A 26,794-nucleotide genomic window follows, 5' to 3' on the forward strand; every position below is an offset into this window, starting at 1 on the left:
CGCAGTGAGCACTGACGCCCGCGCTACGGTCAGCCTATTCGATGTGGCAAAACAGTTGCCGCGCATGGCTTTCGACGCGCCATCCATGGTGCGTGGTGCGATCGGCATGCTGGTGCGGCCGGACACCGCAGCCTCGGTCGGTCTGTACTTCCAGCGCAACGCTCATCGGCATCCGGACCGGCCGTTTCTGAAGTACGAAGGTGAGACCTTCAGCTACGGCGTGGCCAACGCGCAGGTGAACCGATACGCGCGGGTGCTCACGGACCGGGGTGTGCAGCGCGGTGACGTGGTCGGCGTGCTGATGACCAACCGCCCGCAAACCCTGTTCGTGGTGCTGGCCACCGTGAAACTCGGTGCGACGGTTGGCCTACTGAACCACCATCAGCGCGACCAGGTGCTCGCCCACAGCTTCGGACTGCTCGACAGTGTGCTGAACGTGGTCGGCGAGGAATGCCAGGCGGCATTGGATTCGTTGGCCGAACCGCTTGCCGATGTGCTCTTTTCGCAGGATCTGCACCTAGCGGCCCAGGACGCCGACCCGGCCGACCCGCCGATCTGCGCGCGGATCACGGCGAAGGAACGCGCCTTCCTGATCTTCACCTCCGGTACCACCGGACTGCCCAAGGCCAGCGTGATGACGCATCTGCGCTGGACCAAGAGTATGGCCGGACTCGGCGGGCTCGGAATCCGCCTGCGTGGCAACGACACGCTGTACTGCTGCCTGCCGCTCTACCACAACAATGCGCTGACGGTCGCGCTGTCGTCGGTCCTCGCCGCAGGCAGCACCTACGCGCTCGGCAGGCAGTTCTCCGCCTCCCGGTTCTGGGACGAGATCATTCGCGAGCAGGCGACCGCGTTCATCTACATCGGCGAACTCTGCCGCTACCTGCTCAATCAGCCGGTCAAGCCGACAGACCGTCGGCATCGGGTCCGACTCGCCGTCGGCAACGGGCTGCGCCCGGAGCTGTGGGATGAGTTCAAGACCCGTTTCGGCATCGGCCGGATCGTCGAATTCTACGGCGCCAGTGAGGTGAATATCGCCTTCGTCAATGCCTTCGGGGTGGATCGCACCGCGGGTTTCGGGCCGTTGCCCTATGCCATCGTCGAATACGACGACGCGACCGGAAAGGCCAAGCGCGATAGGGACGGTCGGTTGCGCCGGGTACCCGGCGGCGGGGTCGGCCTGCTACTGGCCAAGGTGACCAGCCGTTCGCCCGCCGACGGCTACACCGATAAGGCCGCCTCCGAGGCGAAGCTCGTGCGCGACGGCTTCACCGACGGTGATATCTGGTTCGACACCGGTGATCTGGTCCGCGACCAGGGCTGGCACCATATCGCCTTCGTCGATCGGCTCGGCGACACTTTCCGCTGGAAGGGCGAGAACGTGGCCACCACCGAGGTCGAGGGTGCGCTGGCCGAATCCGATGCGATCTCCCAGGCGGTCGTCTTCGGCGTGGATATCCCGGGCACGGACGGTAAGGCGGGTATGGCGGCGGTGACCCTGTACCCGGGCGCCGAATTCGACGGCCGAGCGCTCGCGGAACTGGCCTACTCGCGGTTGCCCGGCTACGCGGTGCCGCTGTTCATCCGGGTCGTCGCCGCACTCGAACAGACCTCCACCTTCAAGAGCCGCAAGGTCGACCTGCGCAAACAGGGCTACGCATCCGACGCCGACAGTCAGCTGTATGTGCTCGCCGGTCGCGCCGACGGCTACATCCCCGCCTACGACGACTACGCCACCGATGTCGCCGCGGCGCGCGCGCCCAAGAGTTAGGCATCGGCTCCCGGCGGTCGAACGTTGGGCGCACCGGACCGATTCACCAGGTACCGGTGAAACCAGTTGTTGCGCGTCCCAAGAATCCATCGTCCACAACCCGTTCGCTCGGGACGCATTACCGGACTGGGTACAGTCGGAGCCATGTTCAGCCCGACCGCAGCGCCGCTTCCCACCCTGTGCGGCAAGCCGGTGGCGACAGATCGGGCGTTGGTGATGGCCATCGTCAACCGCACCCCCGACTCCTTCTACGACCAGGGCGCCACATTCACCGACGCGGCCGCCATGGATGCGGTCGCGCGGGCCGTTGACGAGGGCGCCGACCTGGTCGATATCGGCGGGGTGAAGGCCGGTCCCGGCACTCTCGTCGACGCGGCGGAAGAGGCCCGCCGCGTGGTCCCCTTCGTCGCGGCGATCCGGGAGAAGTATCCGGAGCTACTGATCAGCATCGATACCTGGCGTGCCGAGGTGGCCGAGGCGGCGGTGACCGCCGGCGCGGATCTGATCAACGACACCTGGGCGGGCGCCGATCCGGATCTGGTCCGGGTGGCCGCCGATCGCGGCGTCGGCATCGTATGCAGCCACACCGGCGGGGCGGTCCCGCGCACCCGACCGCATCGGGTGCGGTACGCCGATGTGGTGGCAGAAGTAACGCAAACCGTGCTGCGCGCCGCAGAAGATGCGGTCGCAGTCGGGGTTCGCAGCGATTCGATTCTGATCGATCCGACCCATGATTTCGGCAAAAACACTTACCACGGGCTCGAGTTGTTGCGCGGAATAGACGTTCTTGTAAATACCGGATGGCCAGTCTTGATGGCGCTGAGCAACAAGGATTTTATCGGGGAGACTTTAGGTGTCGGTCTATCCGAGCGGTTGGAGGGCACATTGGCAGCAACAGCATGGTCGGCGGCCGCCGGCGCCCGAGTCTTCCGAGTTCATGAGGTTGCCCAGACTCGGCGCGTCGTGGACATGATCGCCGCGATACAGGGCATCCGGCCCCCAGCACGAACCCTGCGAGGTCTGGTATGAATTTCCACCACCCCCCACAGAGCCCCCTCTGGGCGACGACGAATACCTGGGACACTCCCGATTGGACGGTCGACGAACTCGTCGCCGCCAAGCGCGGACGCACCGTTTCGGTGGTGCTGCCCGCATTGAACGAAGAGAACACCGTCGCCGATGTGGTGGCCAGCATTCGGCCGCTGCTCGGCACTCTGGTCGATGAGCTGATCGTGCTCGACTCCGGTTCGACGGATGCCACCGCCGAACGCGCGCTGGCCGCGGGCGCCGAAGTGATCAGTCGCGAACAGGCCGTGCCCGAACTCGAGCCGATGCCGGGCAAGGGCGAGGTGCTGTGGCGGTCGCTGGCCGTGACCAGCGGCGACCTCATCGCCTTCGTCGACTCCGATCTCATCGACCCGGATCCGGCTTTCGTGCCCAAGCTGCTCGGCCCGCTGCTGCTGGTCGACGATATGCATCTGGCGAAGGCCTACTACCGCAGGCCGCTGCGGCAGGCGGGTGCGGTGGACGCGCATGGCGGCGGTCGGGTTACCGAACTCGTCGCCCGTCCGCTGCTGGCCGCATTGCGTCCGGAACTCTCGCAGGTGCTCCAGCCGCTCGGCGGCGAGTACGCGGGCACCCGTGAACTGCTGACCTCGGTGCCGTTTGCCCCCGGCTACGGCGTGGAGATCGGTCTGCTCCTCGACACCTACGACCGCCTCGGCTTGTCCGCGATCGGTCAGGTGAATCTGGGCGTGCGCACGCATCGCAACCGCCCGCTCGCCGATCTCGGGGTAATGAGCCGCCAGATCCTCGGCACCGTGCTCGGTCGCAGCGGGGTGCAGGATTCCGGTGCGGCGCTGACCCAGTTCCCGCTGATCGGCAATGCCTTTACCGCGCACAGCACGGAAGTCTCGCTGGTCGATCGGCCGCCGATGAACACATTGCGCCCGGCTTGGGCCGCGGCCTGATTCGACCCAACCCGACTCGATACGAACCCCGGGCGCTCGAAGCGCCCGGGGTTTCGTCGGTTCCCGGCTACTTCCAGGTCGCATCGAACCGCGAGTGGGGAATACGAGCTGGTCGGCGAGCAGTCTGCGTACGCCGTACTGGATCTGGCCGGACGGTCGGTCCGGCGGCATTGGCGGGCGCCCGCAGGTCGTAGCAGTGGATGGTCTTTCGGGCCCGGTCAGTGGTGGATCGGGCCGTTGGTCGTTGCCAGTGGAAGGCCTGACGCGCCGCCCCGTTCGGCGAGGATCTGGGCGGCGATGGAGATGGCGGCTTCGTCGGGGGTGCGGGCGTTGAGGTCAAGGCCGAGGGACTTTTCAGGCGGGCAAGTTGAGCGTCGGTGACACCGGCCGCACGGAGGCGTTCGACGCGATCGTGGTGTGTACGGCGGGAGCCGAGGGCGCCGACGAAACCGATTTGCTCGATTTTCAACGCTGCCACCAGCATTGGCACATCGAATTTGGTGTCGAGGGTGAGCACACAAACGACCGTGCGGTCGTCGATGCGGCCGGCGGCGTGCTCGGCGGTCAGATACCGGACCGGCCAGTCGACGACCACCTCGTGGGCCGAGGGGAATCGGGCTGGGGTGGTGCAGCAGCATTGCCGTTGTCGAGCCGAGATGGAAGGCCTCCGTAGTGTGTGGCACATCACGGTTCTATGGCGAGCTGCAGTGGCCCACCTGGGTTCTTCGAATGCGAGCGAATGCATGGCGGCCCAGCGAGACTCGACGCCGCGCATCGGCCGCCATGTTCAGTTCGATTGCCAAAAGGTGTCCGGAGTCGGACGACTCAGCGTCTGAGGCCGGAAATCGATCTGGGTTCAGCGTCGTGCCGGTACACCGGGGTGAGCAGATCGGCATCGACCGGTTCCCCGGTGGCGCGGTCGTAGCGCACCGCGACCAGCACCGAAAACAGATGTGTGGCAGCACGTTCGTGCAGCGTGGCCAATCTGGTTGCGAGCAAACGGATTGCGCCGAGCGAGCCGGGCGGATGCAGACCGTCGATTATCAGGGCGGTACCGCGGCCGTCGGGGCGCGGGAGGCGGGCGATATAGGCGATGTCATGCGGTTCGGGGCCGCCCGGCCGGTACACCCGTCGGGCCGCGCGATCCTCGATGCCGCGCCGCGCGTCCCCGGCCCTGGCCACCGCGCGCCGCAGCCGCGGATCCGCCGCGATGAGTTGGCGCACGCTGGGGGAGAGTTCGGGCCCGCCGAGCACGATCAGCCCGTCGCGATTCAGATCGACAGGGCGGCCCGGCAGGAAGTGCTCCACCGTCGCGGTGAAGCCGAGTTCGCGCAGCAACTCCACCAGTCGCTGCGCCGCGCTCGGGTCCGGAGCGCCTAGCACCCGGCCACCACGAACCTCCGGAGCGATTACCGTGAGCGACCCGTGCCCGAAGAACAGACCTTCCGGAGCGGGACCCTGGGTACTCACCTGGTGGATCCGCGCACGGGAAAGTCCCGCCGCCGCACCGATTCTGGCGAAGGTCCAGCCCTCGGCATGTAGTTCCCTGATCACCGCTCTGCGGATACGGGTCAGTTCGTTGATGGTCTGTTGGGCCGCCGCCACCCCATCTGTGGCCGCCTTGAGTCGCTCGACCTTATCTTCGATCGCGAAAACGCGCGCCACGTCATCGGCCGACATGTGCGAAGTCTAGACAGCTCGACACCGTGATGCGTCTAGTCTTCTTTACGCACAAGAATATTTCAGGCTCTGGTGACTACCGCGGGCGAGTCTTTACGACCGAAAAGTTCGCGGCCGTCTCATGTCCGAGTCGTCGAAGCGCATGCGCCGCAGTCGCGAGTCTCGACCACTGGCCGGTGTACATCCAGCGCCGGACGATCCCGTACATCGGTGACCACAACGGAGCGAGTCTTACGAGTGACCCGTTCGCGCCCGTCTCGCGTCCGAGTCGTCGAAGCGCATGCGCCGCAGTCGCGAGTCTCGACCACTGGCCGGTGTACATCCAGCGCCGGACGATCCCGTACATCGGTGACCACAACGGAGCGAGTCTTACGAGTGACCCGTTCGCGCCCGTCTCGCGTCCGAGTCGTCGAAGCGCATGCGCCGCAGTCGCGAGTCTCGACCACTGGCCGGTGTACATCCAGCGCCGGACGATCCCGTACATCGGTGACCACAACGGAGCGAGTCTTACGAGTGACCCGTTCGCGGCCCGTCTCGCGTCCGAGTCGTCGAAGCGATGCGCCGAAGGCGCGAGTCTCGACGGCTCGGACGCGAGACCAAGGGGGCCGCGAACCCGCAGCGCCGAAGGCGCTGCCAACAACAGAGCTACGTCGCGTCGGTGTCGATCGGCGGACGTTCGTTGCGGTCCAACGGCTTTTCGAGCTTGGGCATCGGGTAGTCCGGCATGCCGCTGCCGGTGCCGAGCAGGTCCTGCTTATCCGGGATCGCCTTCTCGAAATCACGGAAAACCGAATCGTCGCCGTTCAGAAGATGTTTGGTGACCATCTGGCGCGGCGACATCTGGCGCAGCTCGTTCAGGTCCGCCAGTGGCTTACGCAGATCCTCGAACTCGGGGCCGAGTTCCTGCTGCAACTGCTGGGTGGCACCGCTGGCGTAGTCGCGGACCTTGCGCAGGCTCTGCGTGGTCCAGCGAATCGCGCCGGGCAGTCGCTCCGGGCCGAGGATCACGAGGGCGGCGACGAGGAGGATGACCATCTCGCCCCAGCTGATGTTGCTGAACACGGGTCCAGGCTACCTGGGGATAGTTACCCGAGCCCCGCCGGATTCCCGCGCGCGCTCAGTCCGATTCCAGCGTGACCGGCACGTCCACCTGCCTGCCATCGCGGATCAACTGTACGTTCACCGTATCGCCGATCCGGCGCTGCTGTACCGCGACCACCAGCTCATCCGGTCCGGTCACCTCGCGGTCGCCGATCTTTACGATGACGTCGTTCTCCACGATCCCGGCCTTGGCCGCCGGGCCGCCGGGCTCCACGTCGGCGACGGCGGCGCCGCTCATCACGTCGTTGGCGACCTGCTTGGTGCGGGCGCTGAGACCGATCTTGGGGTGGTGCACCTGTCCGTCGTGGATCAGCGTGTTCGCGATCGAGGTGACCATATCGACCGGAATCGCGAAGCCGAGGCCGACCGAACCGCCGGTTTCACTACGGATCGCGGTATTGATGCCGATGACCCGGCCCTCCATATCGACCAGCGCGCCACCGGAGTTACCCGGGTTGATCGAGGCATCGGTCTGTACCGCGTCGATGACGGCCTTGGTATCGCTGCCCTCGCCGGAGAGCGCGACCGGGCGGTGCAGCGCGCTGACGATGCCGGAGGTGACGGTCTTGCTCAGGCCGAGCGGCGAACCGATCGCCAGCACGTCATCACCCACCTGAACGTCCTTGGACTTGCCCAGATTGGCGACAGTGAGATTCTTCACATCGACCCTCAATACCGCGAGATCGGTCTTCGGATCGCGTCCGACGATATGCGCGGGTACCCGGCTGCCGTCGGAGAAGGTCACCTGAATGGCGGCCCGGTTCGACTTGTCCTGTGCCGCCATCGAAATCACGTGATTGTTGGTCGCGATGTAACCAGCGCCGTCGATCACGACACCGGAACCGGTCGCACCGTTATCGCCGACCGTGACCCGAATCGAAACCACCGCGGGCAGTACCGCATTGGCGACCTTGGCGATCAGGCCGTGCGGGCGTTCGATATCGCCGGTCTGCGCCAGGGTGACCTTGCGCGAGGTCAACGGGGACGTCGCCTCGGCGGTCAACCTGCCGACCAAGCCGCCGAGAACGCCGATGGCCAGCGCGACAACGGCCAGCAGGACCAGTGCCTTCGGCGCCACCCGTGAGCCGAACAGCACCTCCCTGGCCGAGAGCTTCTGTGCCTGCGGCAGCGGGGCGGGCCGCGGTGTCGGCACGGCGGGCGCGCCGAGGCGCGCAGCGGCATCGGGATCGCGCCACGGATCGGTCGGACCGGCGGCCGGAACGGACTGATCGGCGGCGTCCGGATCACGCTGCAACAGTTCGGCGGAGCCCTGCGGACGTCCGAAGGCCTCGGCCAGTACGGCGTCGGGCGGGCTGTTGTGCAGTTCCGGGCCGACCTGCGGGAGCTGCGAACCGGCCGCGGACTTCGGCTGTTCGGAGAACGAACCGGTCTGACCGGAGGGGCGGCGGAACGCACGCGCCGTGTGACCGTCCACATGCGGCCGGTAAACCGGGCGCGGTCCGAGTACGGGCGCGTCCGACGGCCGCAGGGGACTGGAAGTCGGCGTAGCCGACGGGGCGGGTGCGCCCAGTTTCCCCCTATTGGCCGCCGAATCGGTGGTGTCGCCTGCGGTGGGCCGCGATTCCGACGGCCCGGAATTCGTCGATTCGGTGGTCACTCGGCAAACTCTACTTGCGCCACCACGTTGTCCACCGGGTCGCGGTGAACGAATCGGTCAGAAATCCGAAAACCGCCTCGTTGCGGGGGCTTCCGTTGGGCCGCTGCGAGGCCGCGCTCGTCGCACCGCCGGGGAGTTCGGCGAGTGGAATGCGGGTGAGGCTGTCGTGCAGATCGGTCGGAATCGAGACCTGACCGGCCCGGCGCAGCGCGATCCGCGCCTGCTGCTGCGCCTCGACCTCCGCCGCGCACTCCGGGCACACGGAAAGATGCTGGGCGGCACGCAGATAGGCATTCATCCGTAGTTCGCCGTCCACATAGGCCGCGATCGCCTCGCTGGCCAGATGTTCGGTGGGACGGAAACGGGGACGACCTGACGTGCTGGCGTCGCCACTCATTCGGTGCTCACCCTTCCAACCGACAACATCCATAGCGCACGGCCGGACGGATATCCGGCCGCTGGGTGAAACGCGGCTCCCGCCGGATTCACCCTATGTTCGCGTCAGCGGTGAACCGCTGCTCACTTCCATTATGCGCAAGGTAGTCGCGCAGTGCCTGACGGCCGCGGTGGATGCGGCTGCGCACGGTGCCGAGCTTGACACCGAGAGTCGCGCCGATCTCCTCGTAGGACAAACCCTCGATATCACACAGTACGACCGCGGCACGGAACTCCGGGGCCAGCGAATCCAGCGCGGACTGCAGGTCCGGATCCAGCCGCGCGTCGTGATAGGCCTGTTCCGGGCTCGGTCCGTCGGCGGGCACCCGGTCGTAATCCTCGGGCAGCGCCTCCATCCGGATCCGGTTGCGACGGCGCACCATATCCAGGAACAGGTTCGTGGTGATGCGGTGCAGCCAGCCCTCGAAGGTGCCCGGCTGGTAATTCGACAGCGAGCGGAATACCCGGATGAAGGTCTCTTGAGTCAGATCATCGGCGTCTTGCGCGTCGCCGGACAGCCGGTAGGCCAGCCGGTACACCCGGTCGGCGTGTTCGCGGACCAGTTCGTCCCAGGACGGCATCGCCGAACGGTCGCCGGTCGCATCGAAGGCCGCGGTGCCGGTCAGCTCGACATCGGTGGCATCGTCGTTCATATCGGCCTCCATCGGCAGGGCTTGCGCTGGCAAGGTGGAGAACTCGCGCGCCGCCCCGACGCGGGTGGCCCCGGCGGCGGTAGCTGGTGTAACCACGGAGGGCACCGGGAGCGCCATAAAAGACCCTCTGTCCATGTGGATGGTGATACCTCCTACTCGGGACCGTGGTTGCGGACCTGATCGCGATCCGGATCTCGGATCGTCATGTACGGATACAACCGACGAACGGTATGTGGTTGTTCCCGCGTCCCCGCACCGGGCGGTCGGCTGGTCTTGCTTGCCCATACTCTTTCTTGCCTCGATATGCCGGGGGTGTGGAGATCCTGAGGGACACCTGAGAATCTGTGCCCGCCCCCCGCCAATCAATTAATCGCTCGAGCACGGGATAACGCTTCACTGATGAGCCAAACTTGCGACTTCGTGCCCTAGCCTCATAGGCGTGGCATCGAATCTGGAGCGAAATCTCTCCTACGTGGAGGAATCCGTCGTGGAAGACGAGGTCCTCATCGGCGCGCGCGAGCGGGCCATCGAACTCGGTGCGGTACCCGTACCACCCTCGGTCGGCGCCCTGCTGAGCATGTATACCCAGCTCCTGGGTGCGCGAGCGGTGGTCGAGGTGGGGACGGGCGCGGGGATCAGCGGGCTGTGGCTACTGGATGGCATGCGCGAGGACGGGACCTTGACCACGATTGATTCCGAGCCCGAGCATCAGCGGGCGGCCAAGGAGGCGTTCCGCACGGCCGAGATTCCGCCAGCGCGCACTCGGCTGATCAATGGCCGTGCCCTCGATGTGCTGCCCAGGCTCGCCGACGGCGCCTATGACCTGGTCTTCATCGATGCGGCACCGCTCGAGCATCCGCAATACGTCGCCCAGGCGGTGCGTCTGCTGCGCGCGGGCGGCGCGATCCTGCTGCACAATGCCCTGCTCGGTGGCCGTGTTCCGGATCCGGCCCAGCGCGATCCGGCGACCCAGGCCGTGCGCGCGGCCACCCGGGCGATCGCCGAGGATCCCGAACTCACCAGTGTGCTGATCCCGGTCGGCGACGGTCTGCTCTGCGCGTCGCGCGGATAGTTACCGACCGGCTACCGATAAACGCTGGGCGCGTGGGGATTTCGTTCACCACATGCTGATTCCATCGCCGTTCGACGGGTATTCGAGCTGATGCCAGGTTCGACGACGGCAAGGTATGCCCATGGTGTGGGAGCGCGGATCCGAGATCCTCGAAATCGGCCATATCGGCCACACGATCAATGAGGGACGATTACGCGGTGGCTGTCTGCTGCCCGCACTCGGCTTTCTGATTTTCATCATGGTGCTTGCCGTGGTGGTGCTGGTGTGGGTCAGCAATGCTGATTTCGGCACCGAGCGAACAAAAGTCCCGTCGACTCCAGGGCCATGCGAACCGTTCTGCACGGCCACCGTCGCACCGCCGCAACCCGGCCCGCGATAACCCGTCGAGAAATGCCGCGCAAAACCGCTGCCGACTGGGTATCAAGGAGTAGAGGATGTCCCGGTGTGGACATCGGGGAGAGGTTCGGATGTTCGGCAATGACGACGATTATCGAGAACCGCGCCCGATCAACTGGGGCCGGTCCGCGATTGTGCTCGTTCTCGTGCTCGGCCTCGCGGTGATCCTGATGCTGCTGGTCGTCACCGCCGATTTCGGTGATAAGTCGCCGTCGACAACCGTTACGAAAACTCCCCGGCCCTGCGCGCCATTCTGCCCGACGAATGCGCCATAGCCGATACGCCGGTACTAGACCCAGACGCCCTTGCCGACCGTGACCACGCCGCCGTTGCTCACCGCGAAGCGATCCCGATCCCGGTCCAGATCGACACCGATGATCTCGCCCTCGCCGACGACCACGTTCTTGTCCAGGATCGCGCGGCGCACCACCGCACCGCGCCCGATCCGCACACCCGGCATGAGCACACTGCCCTCGACGGTCGCGCCGTCGTCGACCATGACATTGGAGCTGAGCACCGAATTGCGCACGGTCGCGGCCGAGAGAATGCAGCCGGCTCCGATCACGCATTCCTGCGCGAGCCCGCCCTGCGCGAACTTGGCGGGCGGCAGATTCTCCGCGGCGCCGCGGATGGGCCAGTGCTTGTTGTAGAGATTGAAGACCGGATGCACCGAGACCAGGTCCATATGGGCCGCGTAGAAGGCGTCGATGGTGCCGACGTCGCGCCAGTAGCCGCGGTCGCGTTCGGTCGCACCGGGCACCTCGTTATCGGCGAAGTCGTATACCGAGGCTTCACCCGCGGAGACCAGCGCCGGGATGATGTCGCCGCCCATATCGTGATCGGAATCGGAGTTGTCGGAGTCGGCGCGAATCGAATCCACCAGCACCTTGGTGGTGAAGACGTAATTGCCCATGGAAGCGAAGGTGACGTTCGGATCGTCCGGTGTGCCAGGTGGATGCGGCGGCTTCTCCAGGAATTGGGTGATCCGCCCGGACTCGTCGGAGTCGATGCAGCCGAATGCGCTCGCCTCGCTGCGCGGCACCCGGATACCGGCGACGGTGACGCCAGCACCGGAGTTGATGTGGTGCTGGACCATCTGTTCCGGATCCATCCGGTACACGTGATCCGCGCCGAAGACCACGATGTAATCCGGATCCTCGTCGTAGATCAGGTTCAGCGACTGCATGATCGCGTCAGCACTGCCCGTGTACCAGCGTGGACCGAGCCGCTGCTGCGCGGGCACCGGCGTGATGTACTCCCCGGCGAAACCCGACAGCCGCCAGGTCTGCGAAATGTGCCGGTCCAGCGAATGCGACTTGTACTGGGTCAGCACGCACAGCCGCAGATAGCCCGCGTTGACCAGATTGCTGAGTACGAAGTCGATGAGGCGGTAGGCGCCGCCGAAGGGGACCGCCGGCTTGGCTCGATCCGCGGTGAGTGGGAACAGACGCTTACCCTCGCCACCGGCGAGCACGATCCCGAGTACGTGCGGCTGGCTCCTCACATCTGCCAAACTACCGCGCCACCCGGGTACAGGTGGCCCATGCCAAAGTGAACGTCTAGTTTGAAGCCGTGACTTTCGGCACGGGCGGCGGGGGTGCAGGGGCGGGAGCCGGTGATGCCGACCGGCTTCGCGTGGCGATGTTGACGCGGGAATTTCCCCCCGAGGTATACGGCGGGGCCGGCGTGCATGTCACGCAGTTGGCTGCGCAGTTGCGGCAGCTGTGCGAGGTGTCCGTGCACTGCATGGGTGTGCCGCGCGCGGATGCCGTAGTGCACCAGCCGGATCCGATGCTCTACGCCGCCAACGCCGCGCTGCAGATGATGTCGGCCCAGCTACGTATGGCCGATGCCGCGGGTGAGGTGGATGTGGTGCACTCGCATACCTGGTACACCGGGCTGGCCGGACATCTCGCCGCGACGCTCTACGGGATCCCGCATGTGCTCACTGCGCATTCGCTGGAACCGCGGCGGCCGTGGAAGGCCGAACAGCTCGGCGGGGGCTACCGCTTGTCCTCGTGGTCGGAGCGCAATGCCGTCGAGTACGCCGATGCGATCATCGCAGTGAGCGAGGGCATGCGCCACGATGTGCTCGACGCCTACCCGACCATCGATCCGGACCGGGTCCACGTCGTGCACAACGGCATCGACGCGACGGTGTGGCATCCGGGACCGCCGGTCGGGGGATCCCGGTCGATCCTGAGCGAATTGGGCGTACGCACCGACCATCCGATCGTGGCCTTCGTCGGTCGCATCACCCGGCAGAAGGGGGTCGGGCATCTGCTCGCCGCGGCCCGCGACTTCGATCCGGAGATCCAGCTCGTGCTGTGCGCGGGCGCGCCCGATACCCGTGAGATGGAGGCCGAGGTTTCCGCGGCGGTCGCCGAACTCAGCAGTGTGCGCGGCAATGTGTTCTGGGTGCGTGAGATGCTGCCGACCGAGCGGATCCGCCAGATCCTGACCGCCGCAACGGTCTTCGTCTGTCCCTCGGTCTATGAGCCGCTCGGCATCGTGAATCTGGAGGCGATGGCATGCGCGACCGCGGTGGTCGCCTCGGATGTCGGCGGCATTCCCGAAGTGGTCGCGGACGGGCAGACGGGTCGCCTGGTGCACTACGACGCGAGCGCGGTGCGGCAATACGAACAGGACCTGGCCGTGGCCGTCAATGAGGTCGCCGGTGATCCGGTGCTCGCCGCCGAATTCGGCGCGGCCGGACGCCATCGCGCCATCGCCGAATTCGACTGGCTTCGGATCGCGGCCCAAACCGTTGCGATCTACGACCGAGTCCGCAAGTTCTGACCCGGCCGCCCCCTTGCTGAATCCGCTGGATCCTGCAGCTGTTTGCTGGGGTCAGGGATGGGGCTGGTAGGTCGCGATCTGGACCGAGGCGGTGACCTCGACGGTATCCGGGAGGGCATTGAGGTGGGGGGTCGAGTGGTGCGCGGATGGACCCATCGCCACTACGTCGCGAATGTCGGTGCGGGTGAGTTTCATCGAGTACTCGACGAGGGCACGGTCGGTGGCTGCGAAGTGGCCGGACATGGCCTCGGTGAGTCGCCGGTCCTTATCCGGGTCGACTGTCACCATGCCGAGTGGGCCGATCAGCTCGCCCAGATGGCGCGAGGTCGGGGTGGCGACGACGAACCGGCCGTCGGCGGTGAGGGCCCTGGCGACCTCGCTCGGATTGCGTGGCGCGAATACCGAGAGCACACGGCGCAGCGCACCGTCGCGAACGGGCAGACCGCGCCAGGCGTCGGCGAGTACCGAGGCGGCGCGTGGATGGGCGCGGGCACAGCGTCTTGCGGCGGGTTTGGCCACGTCCAAGGCGATCCCGAGCGCCGGAACGGCATCGAGCGCGGCCGCCAGGTAATAACCGGTCCCAGCACCGATCTCGAGTACTGCATCGTCGTCGAGGACCGGGCCGGAGGAGTCGTCGGCAGCGACGGCCTCGGCCACCGCATCGGCGATCGGTGCGAAATGTCCCCCGACCTGGAATGCGGCGCGCGCGTCCAGCATCGCCGCGGTGTCGCCGGTCATCTTCGTCGACGCGCCGGTCAACAGACTGACGTAACCCTGCTTGGCGATGTCGAAACTGTGCCCGTGCCCGCAGCGCAGCGTCCGATCCCGCGAGTCCATACCGGAGCCGCATTCCGGACAGGCCAGTAGACCGGCCACTGCAGCCAGTGGGGGATTAGCTGGTGACACTCTTCAGTTCGTCACCGAGCGCTGCCGCTTCATCCGGCGTGAGCTCAACGACCAGACGCCCGCCACCCTCGAGTGGAACCCGCATCACGATTCCACGCCCTTCCTTGGTTGCCTCGAGGGGACCGTCCCCGGTGCGGGGCTTCATGGCCGCCATCCTCTGCTCCCTCCAGATCTGCGCGATATGCTGCGCACTTTCTTGGAACTCGTGTTGTCACCAACAAGCGAGCCCGCCGGCATTTGGCGAGCTACACCCGTCCCATTCTTCCCTATCGCCGGAGTGGACGGATACCTGAGTTCGAAATGTGACCGCTCGGCCTGTGTTGGGCCGCTCACCGCGGGCCCTTTCGAGCGACCTGCGAGCAGTCGCTATCGGACCCAGCAATCGGCTAGGTGGTCGTCGACCATTCCGGTCGCCTGCATCAGTGCGTAGGCGGTGGTCGGGCCGACGAAGCGGAATCCGCGCCGCTTCAATTCTTTTGCCAGAGCTACGGATTCGGGAGTGGTCGCGGGTACATCAGCGGCCGTGCCCGGGCGTGGCCGAGGCGCCGGAGCATAGGACCAGATCAGCTCGTCGAGTCCGAGATCGAGGTCAGCGGCGACGCGCGCGTTGGCGATCGCCGCATCGATTTTGGCCCGGTTGCGGACGATGCCGGAATCGGCGAGCAACCGCGCTACATCGTCGTCACCGAAGGCGGCCACCTGATCGATCGCGAACCCGGCAAACGCGCTACGGAAGGCCGGCCGCTTGCGCAGGATGGTGATCCACGCCAGACCTGATTGGAACGCCTCGAGACACATGCGCTCGAACATGGCGTCATCGCCGTGCAGCGGCCTCCCCCACTCGTGATCGTGATAGTCACGGTAGAGCTGTGACCCCTGGGCCCACGGACAGCGCACCTTACCGTCGGACTCGGCCTCCAGTGCGATCTCGGCGGTCACTTCTTCTCCACCCCCGTCGGCGCGTGCTGGGGGGCACCCGGTGCCTGCGGCCATGCGACCGATCCCTGGGCCTGCGCGGTCGACGCGCGCGCCCGAGGCACCGTCGGCTGCGGCTGGACAACCGGTTCGGCCAGTCGGGCCAGCGGTGGCTGGGCTACCGGGCTGTTTGCCGTGGGCTGCTCGCGGCCGGTCGGTGCTGGCTGGGCTGGCGGGACCGGCGGCTGGGCAACTGATGGCGGTGCGGTGGGTGCCTGGGGCTGGGCGGCTGGGCCGTTCGGTGGTGTAGTCGTCGCATCTGGTTTGGCGGCCGGTGGCTGCGCAGTCGATGCGTGCGGCTGGCGCGCCGTTGGCTGCGGCTGGACAACCGATCCGTTCAGCTGGGCCAACGGCGGCTGGGTAACCGGGCCGTTCGGAGTGGGCTGCTCGCGGCCGGTCGGTGCTTGCGGTTGGGGCCCCGGTGTCGGTGGTTGGGCGACCGGGACCTGCGGATCGGCAACCGGTGGCGGTGCGGTGGGTGCCTGGGGCTGGGCGGCTGGGCCGTTCGGTGATGCGGTCGCGACCTGCGGCTCGGCGGCCGGTGTCCGGGGTTGGGCGATCGGGCTGTTCGGTGCGGTGGTGGTGGTCCGTGGCCGGGGGGTCGGTGGGTGCGGTGGGGTGGCCGCTGGCTGGGCGGTTGGTGGCTGGGCGGTTGGAGGCTGGGCGGTTGGTGGCTGGGGAGCGATCGAGCCGTTCGGTGGGATGGCGGGGGCAGGCTGTTGGGGGTGCTGTTGGGTCGGAAGTTGGACGTTCGGTGTCTGGGCGGCGCGCGCCTCGGCCAGTTGGAATTGCAGCTCGTCGATTCTGGTCGCGAGCCGGGTCAGTGCCCAGTCCACTTCGCCCGCCTTATAGCCGCGCACCACCTGCTGGAACCGCAGTGCGCGCACATCGGCGCCGCTGATGCCCTCGGCAGGTAGGACGGTCGCGGTCGTGCCCTCGGGCAGCGGCCCGAGTTCCTCGGCTCGCCCGAATACCGCACTGGCGAGTAAGAACAACACCGCGGCGACCAAGCCGACGATCAGCACGTACAACAGCAGCGTGAGCATGCCCCGAGCTTATTGGCCCACACCGGCACCTGGCATCGGCCGGTCCTGCGGAAATTGGACTTCGAATTGTCGGTGGCCATCTGACCGGCCGACCGAGCCGTGCTTTCGCCTCGTAGATCCGAGTCGGCGCGGGTGTCACCGCAGCCCGAAGGCGGGGCGCGATCGGGGCGCGGAGCTGGGCGTGTTCGGGGTGCGGTGAGCCCGTTCCGGCGCGGCTTGTCGCACGGGTGGGCGGCTTGTCGCTACGGGGTGGCGGGTTATCGCTACGGGACGCGCCCCATCACATCGTCATCCGATGCTGGCGGGTTATCGCTACAGGTGGCGGGTCGTATCGATGCCGAGTGACATGCCCGCGAGCCCGCGACGGCGGACCGCGAGTTTGTCGGAGACCTCGAGCAGCGCCTTGGCGGCCGGATTCTCCGGATCCCGCAGCACGATCGGGGTGCCCTCGTCGCCGGCCTCGCGCAATGCCTGCTCGATCGGAATCTGGCCGAGCAGTGGCACATTCGCGCCCACCGCGCGGGTGAGGCGTTCGGCGACGGATCGGCCGCCGCCGGAGCCGTAGAGATCCATCCGGGTGCCATCGGGCAGATCGAGCCAGGACATATTCTCGATGACGCCCGCGATCCGCTGCCGCGTCTGCAGCGCGATCGCACCGGCGCGTTCGGCGACCTCGGCGGCCGCGGGCTGGGGTGTGGTGACGACCAGGATCTCCGCATTCGGGATCAACTGTGCGATGGAGATCGCGACATCGCCGGTGCCGGGCGGCAGATCGAGCAGCAGCACATCGAGGTCGCCCCAGAACACGTCGGCGAGGAACTGCTGTAGCGCGCGGTGCAGCATCGGACCGCGCCACACCACCGGCGTATTGCCCTTGGTGAACTGCGCGATGGAGATGAGTTTCACGTTGTGCGACTGCGGCGGCATGATCATCCGCTCGACCTGCGTCGGCCGCGCGTCGGTGCCGAGCATCCGGGGAATCGAATGGCCGTAGATATCCGCGTCCAGCACACCGACCGAGAGGCCGCGTGCGGCCATGGCGGCGGCGAGGTTGACTGTGACACTGGACTTTCCGACGCCGCCCTTACCGGAGGCCACCGCGTACACGCGGGTCAGCGAACCGGGCTGGGCGAACGGGATCACCGGTTCGGCGGAGTCCCCGCGCAACTGCTTGCGCAGGTTGGTGCGCTGCTCGTCGTCCATCACATCGAGCTCGACCGTGACGGCGCCGACGCCCGCGACATCGGCCACCGCCTTGGTGACCCGTTGCGTGATCTCGGTGCGCAGCGGGCAGCCCGCCGTCGTCAGGTAGACCTCGATATGGACATTGCTGTCGGCACCGATCGCGATGCTCTTCACCATGCCCAGTTCGGTGATCGGTTTGCGGATCTCCGGGTCGTCGACCTTCGCGAGGGCTCCCCGCACATCCGCTTCCGTAACCACTGGCATGGCAAGAATTTTACGTCGTGTCAGATTCGGGGCAGGTCACCGGGCTTGGGTGCGACGCCGGAGGCGTAGGACCCGGCCCATGCCATCACGTTGGCGACATAGGCCATGGAGTTGTTGTAACGCAGGATCGCCCGTGTCTGCTGGGTGAGATCACGCATGTTCAACCCGCCGTCGCACAGATACTTGCCCGCGGTCAGCGCCGCGTCGAACAGGTTCTGTGGATCGGCGATGCCGTCGCCGTTGCCATCGGCGCCGTAGCGCTTCCAGGTCTCCGGCAGGAACTGCATGGGGCCGATGGCGCGGTCGTATCCGCTGAGTCCGTCCAGCGCACCGCCGTCGGTGTCGTGGACGACGTGATTGCCCGCGAGGCTGCCGTCGAGTACCGGTCCGTAGACGGGTGTCAGTGGATTGCCGTCTGCGTCGGCCTTGCCGCCGAAGGCGTGGGTCGATTCGACCCGGCCGATCCCGGCGAGCAGATACCAGGGGATTCCGCAGACGGGGTTCTCGGCGGCGAGGGTGCGTTCGGCATTCTGGTAGGCCGCGATGGCGACGCCGGGAATGCCGAGCGGGCCGGGTGCCAGCGCGGCCGGTTGCCTACCATCCGGCAGCGCAACGGTTTTCACGATCGGCGGCGCGGTCGGCGCCGACTTTGCCATTGCGTGAGCGACGAATTCGGCCGTCGCTGGTTCCGCGACGGCCGCGGGTCTCGGTCCCTGATCGTCTTGATCGTCCCCCGAATTGTGTTGCAGGACAGACATTGCGGTCTGATCGACGCTGCCCGCGGACGCGGCGACGGCCACGAACCCAGCGGGAACCAATCCGGTCAATGCGATAACGGAGCTGCGCTTGATTGTCGCAGGCGACTGTTTTCGGTGACGCCCCACGGTGTGGTGACCCTCCAATTGACTCGGCAACGAGCCCTTCGTGATGGACGAAGTAGAGGCTACCGCATTCGAGACCTTTTTGTTACTGCTTCGTTATCGGGTCTCAGTGTGGCGTCACGGGTTGGGTATCGGTCCTGGTATCAGGCTTGCGGGGCCAGCGCGGGCAGCGGGATAACGATGCCGAACGGCAATGTGATGCCCGGTGCGGGCGGTGGTGTGGCGGCTTCGGTCGGCGCCGACTCCGCTGCGCCGGGCGCGCCGGGCTCCGGCGTCTTCTCGGGCGTGCTCTGCGCCGATTCATCCTGCGGTTGCGTGGGCTGCGCATTGGGCGCGGGTTGTGTCGCACCGGGCTGCGCGGCACCCGGATCGGGCTGGGCCGGAGTGCAGTTGGCGGCTCGCGGCTGTGGCTGCGGCTGATCCGGGTGCTGCGGATCCTTCGGCTCGCCATTGCCCGCACCGAAGGTCTGCGCCGGTGCGATCGGCGACTGGGCCGGATCGCTGGGCGGCTGGGCCGGATCGCCGGGCGCCGGCAGTTGCGCCGGGGCCACCTGCTGTGGATCGCACGGCGGCTTGGGCACGGGCAGCGGGCAGAAAATGCCGCACGGGATCGGCGGCAGACCGGGGATGGTGATCATCACCTGGGTCGGCGGCATGATGGTCACCGTGTTCGGCGGCAGCTCGGTGGTCGTGGTGGTAGGCGGTTTCGTGCTGGATGCGGCCAGAATGTCCGGGCCCGTCGTGGTCGGCGCGGTGCCCGGCGGAATGAGATCGGGGGAAATGCTCACCTGGCTCGGCGTGCCGCCGGTGCGGTAGGCCGCCGACCAACTCAGCACGTTGGCGGCGTAGGCGAGCGAGTTGTTGTAGCGCAGCACCGCACGCAGTTCCTGTTGCGGATCGCGCAGGTCCAGCCCGCCCGAGCAGAGGTATTTGCCCGCGGCGAGCGAGGCGTCGAAGACATTGTGTGGATCCGCGATACCGTCACCGTTGCCGTCGGCGGCGTACAGGCTCCAGGTACCGGGCAGGAACTGCATCGGGCCGATGGCGCGCACCGCGCTGCCGTCGGTGGCCCTGATCACCTGATTATTGGGGAGGGTGCCGTCGAGGGCGGGGCCGAAGATCGGGGTCACCGTGGTGCCTGCGGCGTCGGTGCGACCGCCGCCCGCGTGTAGGGATTCGATCCGGCCGATACCGGCTAGCAGGCTCCAGGACAGGCCGCAGCCGGGCATCGAGGATGCCAGCGCGAGTTCGGCATTGCGATATGCCGCGAGCACGATCTCCGGGATGCCGAGCGCGCCGCCCGTGGCCGGAAGCGAGATGTCGTGCAACGGAACCGAACCCGCGAACATCGGTGTGCCACCAGTAAGCGGAGTCATTGCTCGAAGTTTGCGGGGAGCTTCCGGTGCGACCGGAAGGAGACCAACTGTCCGAGACAATGCCGACTCGGCGGTGTTGTCGGATGTTCCGTCCGAGCCTGCGGAGCCGGCCGACGCGGCGAGCAAGGCCTCGGGGGCCTTGTTCGGAGTGCTGGACTGGGTGACGTTGGTGGCCGATCCGGTGGCGACCAGACCAGCGACTACCAGGGCCGAGACGGTAATCGGAGCAGATATGCGCATTCGGCCACACCAATCCTCGACGGTCGTTGGGAGCTTCTGTCCGGGACATCCCCTGCCCGGCCGCTCGGGACAACGCGATCCAGGTTACCCGTGAGTCAGAACGTTGTTGAGCATTTCCTGTCAATCGTCAGCAACTGGCGGTGAAACCGGAAGTGCGCCTTGCGTTCTGCCGGAGCTTTTCTTGCGTTGTGCCTTTGCCGGTTTATCCGACTGCGATATGCGATCCGGGGCCTCGGCGGCCTCGATCCGGTCCAGCACCTCCCGCATCTCCTCCAATTCCCGGCGCAAGTAGTCGCGCGTAGCAACCTCGCCGATCGCGATCCGCAGCGAAGCCAGTTCGCGTGCGAGGAACTCGGTATCGGCCTTGGTTTGGGCGGCCCTGGTCCGGTCCTCCTCCAGCGATACCCGGTCGCGGTTGTCCTGACGGTTCTGCGCCAACAGGATCAGCGGCGCCGCATAGGCGGCCTGGGTGGAGAACGCGAGGTTGAGCAGGATGAACGGATACGGGTCCCAGCGCAGTGCGATCACGAAGATGTTCAGCACGATCCAGACGATCACCACGATGGTCTGCAGCGCCAGATAGCGGCCGGTGCCGAGGAATCTGGCGACGCGCTCGCTGGAGCGGGCCAGTGCCTCGGCGTCGTAGTCGAAGCGGAACCGGGATTCCAACGGCGTCTCGAGGCGCTGGCGCGCCGGATTCTTCTCACTCACTATCGGCTACCCCCTCATGCCTTTCGGCCGCCTCGATTGCCATATCGTGCGCCATATCCTCCTGCTCACGCCAATCCTCCGGCAGCAGATGGTCGAGCACATCGTCCACGCTGACCGCGCCGAGCAGGTGGTTCTCCTCGTCCACGACCGGACCGCAGACCAGGTTGTAGGTCGCGAAGTAGCGCGTCACCGCACTGAGCGGAACATCGGGGCGCAACGGGGCCAGATCGCTGTCGAGGATGCCGCCGACCAGATGTGCGGGAGGTTCGCGCAGAAGTCGCTGCAAATGGACCGAGCCGAGAAACCGGCCGGTCGGTGTGGCGGTCGGTGGTCGCACCACGAACACCATGGAGGCCAGCGCGGGCGTCAGATCCGGATTGCGTACCCGGGCCAGCGCTTCGGCGACGGTGGTGGCCGGGGTCAGGATCACCGGTTTCGGGGTCATCAGACCGCCCGCGGTGTCGGGGGAGTGCTGCAGCAGTCGGCGGACCGGTTCGGACTCCTCCGGATCCATCAGTGCCAGCAGCGATTCCCGCTCACCGGTCGGCAGCTCGCCGAGCAGGTCGGCGGCATCGTCGGGGTCCATTGCCTCGAGCACATCGGCGGCCCGGTGCACCTCGAGGTGGCCGAGCAGATCGACCTGATCGTCGTCGGGAAGCTCCTGGACGACGTCGGCGAGTCGCTCATCGTCGAGTGCGATCGCCACGTCGATGCGTCGCTTCTCCGGGAGTTCGCGTAGTAGATGTGCGACGTCGGCGGGGCGCAGGCCCTCGAATTGTTCGAGCAGTTGGGTGACGTCCTGGCCCAGCCTGCCGATTTCGTACGGGGTCAGCCCGCTGACCTGGGTCCAGTCCACCACGTGGACGGTGCGGCGGCGTCCGAGCCTGCGGTGTCCGCGGACCGCGACCCTGGTCACCCGCCAGTCCCTGGTCCTGGTCTGTTCGATGCCGAGATCGACAACGAGGACATCGACGTCCGCGACGTCGGGCAGATCCGGATCTTCAACGCGCACCGTGGAATCGACGATCTGGGCGAGCGCGAGCATCTCGCCGGGACGCTGGTTGAAGCGGCGCAGGCTGACCGTGCCGGTATTGAGCGCGACGACACCGGGCTCGATGGTGGTGACCCGCAGCATCGGCACGAAAATCCGCCGCCGGGACGGCAATTCGACGACGAGGCCGTGTACCCGGGGTTGCTGGCGGTCGTAGCGGATGGCCACGACGACATCACGGATGCGGCCGATAGACTCGCCGTCCGGGCCGAGTACCACCAGCCCGGCCAGTCTGGCGACGTACACCCTGGTTGCTGCCATGGCTGTCAGGTTAGAGGGTGCGCGGACCGGTATCCGCACCATGCCACGATCGACGGGAGTGATCATGAAGCCGCGCCGCTCGGTGCTCGCCTGCCCCGGTAGCAGCAAGAAGATGATCGATAAGGCCAAGAGCCTGCCGGTCGACGAGGTATTCCTCGATCTGGAGGATGCGGTCGCGCCCGCCGCCAAGGCCGAGGCCCGTGCGAATATCGTGGCGGCGCTCAACGACTCCGGCTGGGGTACGCAGCTGCGGGTGGTGCGGGTCAACGACTGGACCACCGAATGGACCTACTCCGATGTGATCACGGTGGTCGAGGGCGCCGGTGCGGCACTGGACGCGATCTTGCTGCCGAAGGTCACCGATGCCGGTCAGGTGCGGGCGCTGGATCTGCTGCTCACCCAGTTGGAGAAGGCGAGCGGGCTCGAGGTCGGCAGGATCGGCATCGAACCGCAGATCGAAAACGCGCTGGGATTGCGCAATATCGATGAGATCGCCACCGCGAGCCCGCGGGTACAGGCCCTGGTCTTCGGTCCGGCCGACTTCATGGCCAGTATCAATATGCGCACATTGGTGGTCGGTGAACAGCCGGAGGGTTATGACACCGGTGATGCCTACCACCACATTCTGATGACCGTCCTGCTCGCCGCCCGCGCGCACGGTCTGCAGGCAATCGACGGCCCCTACCTGCAAATTCGGGATATCGATGGATTCCGCAGGGCGGCCGGGCGCACCGCCGCACTCGGTTTCGACGGCAAGTGGGTGCTGCATCCCGGACAGATCGAGGCCGCGAACGAGATCTTCAGTCCGCGTCAGGCAGATTACGATCGCGCCGAGCTGATTCTGGATGCCTACGCCTTCCATACCTCCGTAAAGGGCGGTGCGCGCGGAGCGGTAATGCTCGGCGACGAAATGATCGATGAGGCCAGCGCCAAGATGGCTCAGGTAATCGCGGATAAGGGCCGAGCGGCGAGGATGACGCGCACCACGCGTTTCACACCCCCGAACATCGCTTCGGAATAGCAGAATAGAGATATGACGAATCCCTTGGGGAACTCGAATCGTGCGCGTCAGGGTCTGCCGACGCCGCCATCGGGCTGGCCGGTCGGCTCGTATCCGACCTATGCCGAGGCGCAGAAGGCAGTCGATTTCCTGGCCGACAACCAGTTCCCTGTGCAAGACGTGACCATCGTCGGCGTCGACCTCATGCAGGTCGAACGCGTGCTGTACCGACTGACCTGGGGCAAGGTGATCGGCGGTGGGGTGGTTTCGGGCGCGTGGCTCGGCCTGTTCCTCGGTCTGCTACTGAGCCTGTTCACCACCAGCGGCGGTTTCGCGCCGGTGCTGGTCGGCTTGGTCGGCGGCATCATCTTCGGCGTCATCTCCACCTCGATCCCGTACGCGGCGACCAAGGGACAGCGCGACTTCGCCTCCACCATGCAGTTGGTGGCGGGCCGCTATGACGTGCTGTGTGATCCGAAGTCGGCCGAGCAGGCTCGGGACATGCTGGCGCGGTTGGCGATCTGAGCGCATGGAAGAAGTAGTGGACAAGGTCCGCACCGAGGTGCTGGACCACTTCGGTGTGGCGGCGGGCGTCGACTCCGCGTCGGTGACTTTTCTCGGGTTGGAGCCCATCGAAATCCTGCGCATCCCCGGCGAGGATCTGGTGCACTACATAACCCTCGGCGGATCCCGCCATCCCATGGGCGATCCCAGTGACCTGCACGCCGACCCGGTGCGCGGGCCGCGCGCCGAGCTGGTGCTGACGCTGCGTGGCGGAGTGGGTGCGAGTTCGGGACTGGCGCGCACGCTCGGTGTGCTCGTCGCGGCGCCCGCCGTGGAAGGCGTTGTGCTGCAAGCCGATGCGCTGCTCGACCTCGGGGAGCCGATGTGGCGCAATGCGCCGTTCACCGCGGTGTTGTTGGGCGAGAGCGATATTCCCGAGGTGGTATTGCCCGCGCCCGCCGAGCCGGTGCGGTATTTCGCGGTGGTTCCGGTGACCGCGACCGAGGCGGCCTGGGTGCGTGTGCGCGGTGCGCAGGCGTTGCGCGATGCCTGGGCGGAGGCCGGTATCGATGTGCGTGATCCCGCGAGAGGTGCTGCGGCACTGTAGGTTAGGGGTGTCAGAGCCAATTGTTGCGGTGGAAGTTGACGTACAGCCCGGTGCAGACCGCCGTGATGAGCAGCAGCACGGCCGGATAGCCCCAGACCTGTTTCAGCTCCGGCATGTGCTCGAAGTTCATGCCGTAGATCCCGGCGATCATCGTCGGCACCGCGGCGATCGCGACCCACGCGGAGATCTTGCGCATATCGGTGTTCTGCTGGACACCGACCTTGGCGAGTGCCGCCCCGATCAGCGCGCTGAGTGCCTCGTCGAAATCGTTGATCCGCTCGGCCACTGCCGTGTGGTGATCGGCGACATCGCGCATATAGCGGCGAATCTCCTTGGGCAACGGCATTCCGGTGTTACGGCCGAGTGTTTCGAGCGCGGTCCCGAGCGGATTCACCGCGCGCCGTAGCTCCACGACCTCACGCTTGAGCTGATAGATCGATTCGACGGCCACTTTGCTGCGCGGGGTAAAGACCTCTTCCTCCATCTCGTCGATATCGTTCTCGACCGACTGGGCGACCTCGACGTAAGAATCCACGACGTGGTCGGCGACCGCGTGCAGCACCGCGCCGGGGCCGTATGCGAGTTGCTCGGGTTGGCTCTCCAATTCCTTTCGGACACCGGCCAATCCGGTGTGCTCGCCGTGCCGGACGGTGACCGCGAAATTGGGTCCGGTAAAGACCATGATGTCGCCGGTCTCGACGATCTCGCTGATCGAGTGGATTTCGTGCGGGACGTAGCTGACGGTGCGCAGTACGAGGAACAGGGTGTCGTCGTAGCGTTCCAGCTTCGGTCGCTGATGGGCGTGGACGACGTCTTCGACGGCCAGCGGATGCAGGTCGAAGGTCTTGGCGATATCGGCCATCTGGTACTCGTCCGGGTCGTGCAGTCCGACCCACACGAATCCGGTTCCGCGCTTGCTGACCTCGGCCATCGCGTCCGCATGGTTGAAGTGGCCGGGCAGCCGTTTGCCGTCGACGTAGACAGCGCAATCGACCACCGCACGCGCGGTGGGGACGGGGATATGGGGCAGCGGCGTGTGCGCTCGGCCCTGGCCGCGGAACGACGGTAGCGGCGGAATAGATGGCACCGCTCGATGCTACGTCGCCTGCGCGTGCGGCTCGCGACGAGCGGCACGGTATGAAAGAAGGCGTGCGCATCGACCTCCATACCCATTCGACCGCCTCCGACGGCACCGATACCCCGGCCGAACTCGTTCGGAACGCGGCGGCGGCAGGCCTGGACGTCGTCGCGATCACCGATCACGACACCACCGCCGGGTGGAGCGAAGCGGTCGACGCGCTGCCGAAGGGGTTGACGCTGGTGCGTGGCATGGAGATGTCGTGTATCGGCCTCGGCGAGGACGGGTGGCCGGTTCCGGTGCACCTGCTCGCGTACCTATTCGACCCGACCGATCGGAGTTTCGCCGACGAGCGGGAGCGCCTGCGTGCCGAGCGGGTCGAGCGTTTGCGCGCGATGGCCGAGCGGATGCGGGCCGATGGACTACCCATCGATCCGGACGCGGTGCTGGCCTCGGCCGGACCGTCGGCTGGTCGCCCACATCTGGCCCGTGCGCTCGTCGAGGCCGGTGTGGTGCCGAGTGTGGACGCGGCCTTCACCGAATTACTGGCGCCGCACGGCCGCTATTACGCCGAGAAGGCCGATACGCCGCTGCGCCGGGCGATCGAGATGATCGCGACCGCGGGCGGCGTCAGCGTGCTCGCGCATACCAGGGCGCGTAAGCGGGGCCGGCTGCTCGCGCTCGACGAGATTCGCGAACTCGCCACCCTGGGGCTGGGCGGGTTGGAGATCGCTCATCCGGACCATTCCGCGGCCGACCGGGCCCTGCTGGTCGACCTGTCCGCCGAACTCGGTCTCATCGCCACTGGATCTTCGGACTATCACGGCGCGAACAAAACCATCCGGCTCGGTGAATTCACCACCGATCCGGCGCAATTCGAGGAACTGGCGGGCAAAGCCACGGGAGTGCCGGTGATCGCCTCGTGAGAGTGCTGCGCGGACTCAGCGGAATCGTCGCCGGTGGGATGTTCGTGCTCGCCCTCGTCGTTGTCGGTACCGCGGTCATCGCTGCTCGGCGCGACTTTCCCGGACCCGGCGGGGAATCGGTGACGTGGCATATCGCCGCATCTGTGCTCGGCGTTGGCGCACAGACTTTTTCGGACCGGCATCGGGGTTTGGCTGCTTTTTCCGGATCGATGGTCGTTTTCATTGTCGCCGGATTATTGCTCTGGACGCAGTGGTGGGGCTGATATTCCAGTAATGGTTGCGGCC

General features: G+C 66.6%; 27 protein-coding genes and 2 pseudogenes. 12 read left to right on the plus strand and 17 right to left on the minus strand.

From position 1 onward, the window contains the following. Positions 1-4: 4 nt before the first annotated feature. The 3 genes from ACQP1G_RS07495 to ACQP1G_RS07505 all read left to right on the plus strand — a co-directional run bounded on the left by ACQP1G_RS07495 (position 5) and on the right by ACQP1G_RS07505 (position 3,744). Entirely contained in the window at positions 5-1,774 is a 1,770-nt protein-coding gene (locus tag ACQP1G_RS07495; RefSeq protein ID WP_433199929.1) for a long-chain-acyl-CoA synthetase, read from the plus strand. Positions 1,775-1,918: 144 nt separating this feature from the next. Continuing rightward, positions 1,919-2,803 carry a dihydropteroate synthase gene (gene folP / locus ACQP1G_RS07500; RefSeq protein WP_433199932.1) on the plus strand — a complete coding sequence of 295 codons (885 nt, stop codon included), beginning with the start codon at positions 1,919-1,921 and terminating at the stop codon, positions 2,801-2,803. Then, entirely contained in the window at positions 2,800-3,744 is a 945-nt protein-coding gene (locus ACQP1G_RS07505; RefSeq protein ID WP_433199935.1) for a glucosyl-3-phosphoglycerate synthase, read from the plus strand. The genes folP and ACQP1G_RS07505 overlap by 4 nt, the downstream gene beginning before the upstream one ends. A gap of 218 nt (positions 3,745-3,962) precedes the next feature. Here the strand turns inward: ACQP1G_RS07505 and ACQP1G_RS07510 are convergent. The 6 genes and pseudogenes from ACQP1G_RS07510 to sigE form a co-directional block, all read right to left on the minus strand. Then, positions 3,963-4,369: pseudogene (locus ACQP1G_RS07510) on the minus strand (XdhC family protein); the annotation flags it as partial. A gap of 200 nt (positions 4,370-4,569) precedes the next feature. Then, complete coding sequence (locus ACQP1G_RS07515; RefSeq protein ID WP_433199938.1) at positions 4,570-5,424, minus strand: hypothetical protein; 855 nt, start codon at positions 5,422-5,424, stop codon at positions 4,570-4,572. 645 nt (positions 5,425-6,069) lie between these two features. Next, positions 6,070-6,486 carry a Sec-independent protein translocase protein TatB gene (gene tatB, locus ACQP1G_RS07520; protein WP_433199941.1) on the minus strand — a complete coding sequence of 139 codons (417 nt, stop codon included), beginning with the start codon at positions 6,484-6,486 and terminating at the stop codon, positions 6,070-6,072. Positions 6,487-6,541: 55 nt separating this feature from the next. Beyond that, on the minus strand, positions 6,542-8,143 hold the full coding sequence (locus ACQP1G_RS07525; protein WP_433199943.1) for a trypsin-like peptidase domain-containing protein: 1,602 nt from the start codon (positions 8,141-8,143) through the stop codon (positions 6,542-6,544). A 10-nt stretch (positions 8,144-8,153) separates the two neighbouring features. Next, the gene (locus tag ACQP1G_RS07530) at positions 8,154-8,540 is read right to left on the minus strand and encodes a hypothetical protein (RefSeq protein WP_433199946.1); all 387 of its coding nucleotides are present in this window, start codon (positions 8,538-8,540) and stop codon (positions 8,154-8,156) included. 88 nt (positions 8,541-8,628) lie between these two features. Further along, the gene (sigE, locus tag ACQP1G_RS07535) at positions 8,629-9,243 is read right to left on the minus strand and encodes an RNA polymerase sigma factor SigE (RefSeq protein WP_433208261.1); all 615 of its coding nucleotides are present in this window, start codon (positions 9,241-9,243) and stop codon (positions 8,629-8,631) included. 427 nt (positions 9,244-9,670) lie between these two features. Between sigE and ACQP1G_RS07540 the strand changes: the two genes are divergently transcribed. The 3 genes from ACQP1G_RS07540 (at position 9,671) to ACQP1G_RS07550 (ending at position 10,974) form a co-directional block, all read left to right on the plus strand. Next, positions 9,671-10,303: an O-methyltransferase gene (locus ACQP1G_RS07540; RefSeq protein ID WP_433199949.1), complete on the plus strand. Its 633-nt coding sequence runs from the start codon at positions 9,671-9,673 to the stop codon at positions 10,301-10,303. 121 nt (positions 10,304-10,424) lie between these two features. Further along, positions 10,425-10,682, plus strand: a complete 258-nt coding sequence (locus ACQP1G_RS07545; protein ID WP_433199952.1) for a hypothetical protein — start codon at positions 10,425-10,427, stop codon at positions 10,680-10,682. A gap of 88 nt (positions 10,683-10,770) precedes the next feature. Continuing rightward, positions 10,771-10,974, plus strand: a complete 204-nt coding sequence (locus ACQP1G_RS07550; protein ID WP_433199955.1) for a hypothetical protein — start codon at positions 10,771-10,773, stop codon at positions 10,972-10,974. Between the two features lie 14 nt (positions 10,975-10,988). Here ACQP1G_RS07550 and glgC read toward each other — a convergent pair whose 3' ends face one another. Beyond that, positions 10,989-12,203, minus strand: a complete 1,215-nt coding sequence (glgC, locus tag ACQP1G_RS07555; RefSeq protein WP_433199958.1) for a glucose-1-phosphate adenylyltransferase — start codon at positions 12,201-12,203, stop codon at positions 10,989-10,991. A 137-nt stretch (positions 12,204-12,340) separates the two neighbouring features. Here glgC and glgA point away from each other — a divergent pair, with 137 nt between their 5' ends. Beyond that, the gene (gene glgA, locus ACQP1G_RS07560; RefSeq protein WP_433208264.1) at positions 12,341-13,498 is read left to right on the plus strand and encodes a glycogen synthase; all 1,158 of its coding nucleotides are present in this window, start codon (positions 12,341-12,343) and stop codon (positions 13,496-13,498) included. A gap of 51 nt (positions 13,499-13,549) precedes the next feature. Here glgA and ACQP1G_RS07565 read toward each other — a convergent pair whose 3' ends face one another. From ACQP1G_RS07565 to ACQP1G_RS07605, 9 genes and pseudogenes are all read right to left on the minus strand, one after another. Further along, a complete protein-coding gene (locus ACQP1G_RS07565) occupies positions 13,550-14,374 on the minus strand; it encodes a putative RNA methyltransferase (protein ID WP_433199961.1) in 825 nt (274 codons plus the stop codon). Positions 14,375-14,390: 16 nt separating this feature from the next. Continuing rightward, a complete protein-coding gene (locus ACQP1G_RS07570) occupies positions 14,391-14,558 on the minus strand; it encodes a DUF3117 domain-containing protein (RefSeq protein ID WP_011211259.1) in 168 nt (55 codons plus the stop codon). 212 nt (positions 14,559-14,770) lie between these two features. Next, positions 14,771-15,343 carry a DNA-3-methyladenine glycosylase I gene (locus ACQP1G_RS07575; RefSeq protein WP_433199964.1) on the minus strand — a complete coding sequence of 191 codons (573 nt, stop codon included), beginning with the start codon at positions 15,341-15,343 and terminating at the stop codon, positions 14,771-14,773. Positions 15,344-16,140: 797 nt separating this feature from the next. Beyond that, positions 16,141-16,425, minus strand: a pseudogene (locus ACQP1G_RS07580) (DivIVA domain-containing protein); the annotation flags it as partial. Between the two features lie 312 nt (positions 16,426-16,737). Beyond that, positions 16,738-17,874 carry an Mrp/NBP35 family ATP-binding protein gene (locus ACQP1G_RS07585; protein WP_433199967.1) on the minus strand — a complete coding sequence of 379 codons (1,137 nt, stop codon included), beginning with the start codon at positions 17,872-17,874 and terminating at the stop codon, positions 16,738-16,740. 20 nt (positions 17,875-17,894) lie between these two features. Then, entirely contained in the window at positions 17,895-18,758 is an 864-nt protein-coding gene (locus tag ACQP1G_RS07590) for a lytic transglycosylase domain-containing protein (RefSeq protein WP_433199970.1), read from the minus strand. A 140-nt stretch (positions 18,759-18,898) separates the two neighbouring features. Next, a complete protein-coding gene (locus ACQP1G_RS07595; RefSeq protein ID WP_433199973.1) occupies positions 18,899-20,371 on the minus strand; it encodes a lytic murein transglycosylase in 1,473 nt (490 codons plus the stop codon). A 120-nt stretch (positions 20,372-20,491) separates the two neighbouring features. Then, positions 20,492-21,082 (minus strand): DUF1003 domain-containing protein, encoded by a 591-nt coding sequence (locus ACQP1G_RS07600; protein WP_433199976.1) that lies wholly within the window; start codon positions 21,080-21,082, stop codon positions 20,492-20,494. After that, complete coding sequence (locus tag ACQP1G_RS07605; RefSeq protein ID WP_433199979.1) at positions 21,075-22,394, minus strand: magnesium transporter MgtE N-terminal domain-containing protein; 1,320 nt, start codon at positions 22,392-22,394, stop codon at positions 21,075-21,077. The genes ACQP1G_RS07600 and ACQP1G_RS07605 overlap by 8 nt, the downstream gene beginning before the upstream one ends. Before the next feature lie 64 nt (positions 22,395-22,458). On the opposite strand from ACQP1G_RS07605, the gene ACQP1G_RS07610 reads away from it, so the two are divergent. Genes ACQP1G_RS07610 through ACQP1G_RS07620 form a run of 3 tightly spaced genes read left to right on the plus strand, consistent with a single transcriptional unit; the run spans position 22,459 to position 24,505 of the window. Then, positions 22,459-23,415 carry an HpcH/HpaI aldolase/citrate lyase family protein gene (locus tag ACQP1G_RS07610; protein ID WP_433199982.1) on the plus strand — a complete coding sequence of 319 codons (957 nt, stop codon included), beginning with the start codon at positions 22,459-22,461 and terminating at the stop codon, positions 23,413-23,415. Positions 23,416-23,427: 12 nt separating this feature from the next. Beyond that, positions 23,428-23,919, plus strand: coding sequence for a general stress protein (locus ACQP1G_RS07615; RefSeq protein ID WP_330250104.1), 492 nt, complete (start codon positions 23,428-23,430; stop codon positions 23,917-23,919). 4 nt (positions 23,920-23,923) lie between these two features. Next, the gene (locus ACQP1G_RS07620; RefSeq protein ID WP_433199985.1) at positions 23,924-24,505 is read left to right on the plus strand and encodes a suppressor of fused domain protein; all 582 of its coding nucleotides are present in this window, start codon (positions 23,924-23,926) and stop codon (positions 24,503-24,505) included. A 10-nt stretch (positions 24,506-24,515) separates the two neighbouring features. On the opposite strand, the gene ACQP1G_RS07625 is transcribed toward ACQP1G_RS07620, so the two are convergent. Beyond that, positions 24,516-25,592: a magnesium and cobalt transport protein CorA gene (locus tag ACQP1G_RS07625; RefSeq protein ID WP_433199988.1), complete on the minus strand. Its 1,077-nt coding sequence runs from the start codon at positions 25,590-25,592 to the stop codon at positions 24,516-24,518. Positions 25,593-25,654: 62 nt separating this feature from the next. On the opposite strand from ACQP1G_RS07625, the gene ACQP1G_RS07630 reads away from it, so the two are divergent. Together ACQP1G_RS07630 and ACQP1G_RS07635 are read left to right on the plus strand one after the other, a co-directional pair. After that, complete coding sequence (locus ACQP1G_RS07630) at positions 25,655-26,509, plus strand: PHP domain-containing protein (RefSeq protein ID WP_433199991.1); 855 nt, start codon at positions 25,655-25,657, stop codon at positions 26,507-26,509. Then, positions 26,506-26,772: a hypothetical protein gene (locus ACQP1G_RS07635; RefSeq protein ID WP_433199994.1), complete on the plus strand. Its 267-nt coding sequence runs from the start codon at positions 26,506-26,508 to the stop codon at positions 26,770-26,772. The genes ACQP1G_RS07630 and ACQP1G_RS07635 overlap by 4 nt, the downstream gene beginning before the upstream one ends. Positions 26,773-26,794 lie beyond the last annotated feature (22 nt).

Origin of the sequence: Nocardia sp. CA-107356, from assembly GCF_050946365.1 — a bacterium.
Taxonomy (GTDB): Bacteria; Actinomycetota; Actinomycetes; order Mycobacteriales; family Mycobacteriaceae; genus Nocardia.

Excerpts from the sequence above, each read along its gene's own strand:
- folP (WP_433199932.1), top strand. The coding sequence starts at position 1,919 with ATGTTCAGCCCGACCGCAGCGCCGCTTCCCACCCTGTGCGGCAAGCCG.
- ACQP1G_RS07505 (WP_433199935.1), top strand. The coding sequence starts at position 2,800 with ATGAATTTCCACCACCCCCCACAGAGCCCCCTCTGGGCGACGACGAAT.
- ACQP1G_RS07515 (WP_433199938.1), bottom strand. The coding sequence starts at position 5,424 with ATGTCGGCCGATGACGTGGCGCGCGTTTTCGCGATCGAAGATAAGGTC.
- ACQP1G_RS07530 (WP_433199946.1), bottom strand. The coding sequence starts at position 8,540 with ATGAGTGGCGACGCCAGCACGTCAGGTCGTCCCCGTTTCCGTCCCACC.
- sigE (WP_433208261.1), bottom strand. The coding sequence starts at position 9,243 with ATGGAGGCCGATATGAACGACGATGCCACCGATGTCGAGCTGACCGGC.
- ACQP1G_RS07545 (WP_433199952.1), top strand. The coding sequence starts at position 10,425 with ATGGTGTGGGAGCGCGGATCCGAGATCCTCGAAATCGGCCATATCGGC.
- ACQP1G_RS07550 (WP_433199955.1), top strand. The coding sequence starts at position 10,771 with ATGTTCGGCAATGACGACGATTATCGAGAACCGCGCCCGATCAACTGG.
- glgA (WP_433208264.1), top strand. The coding sequence starts at position 12,341 with ATGTTGACGCGGGAATTTCCCCCCGAGGTATACGGCGGGGCCGGCGTG.
- ACQP1G_RS07570 (WP_011211259.1), bottom strand. The coding sequence starts at position 14,558 with ATGGCGGCCATGAAGCCCCGCACCGGGGACGGTCCCCTCGAGGCAACC.
- ACQP1G_RS07585 (WP_433199967.1), bottom strand. The coding sequence starts at position 17,874 with ATGCCAGTGGTTACGGAAGCGGATGTGCGGGGAGCCCTCGCGAAGGTC.
- ACQP1G_RS07595 (WP_433199973.1), bottom strand. The coding sequence starts at position 20,371 with ATGCGCATATCTGCTCCGATTACCGTCTCGGCCCTGGTAGTCGCTGGT.
- ACQP1G_RS07605 (WP_433199979.1), bottom strand. The coding sequence starts at position 22,394 with ATGGCAGCAACCAGGGTGTACGTCGCCAGACTGGCCGGGCTGGTGGTA.
- ACQP1G_RS07610 (WP_433199982.1), top strand. The coding sequence starts at position 22,459 with ATGAAGCCGCGCCGCTCGGTGCTCGCCTGCCCCGGTAGCAGCAAGAAG.
- ACQP1G_RS07615 (WP_330250104.1), top strand. The coding sequence starts at position 23,428 with ATGACGAATCCCTTGGGGAACTCGAATCGTGCGCGTCAGGGTCTGCCG.
- ACQP1G_RS07620 (WP_433199985.1), top strand. The coding sequence starts at position 23,924 with ATGGAAGAAGTAGTGGACAAGGTCCGCACCGAGGTGCTGGACCACTTC.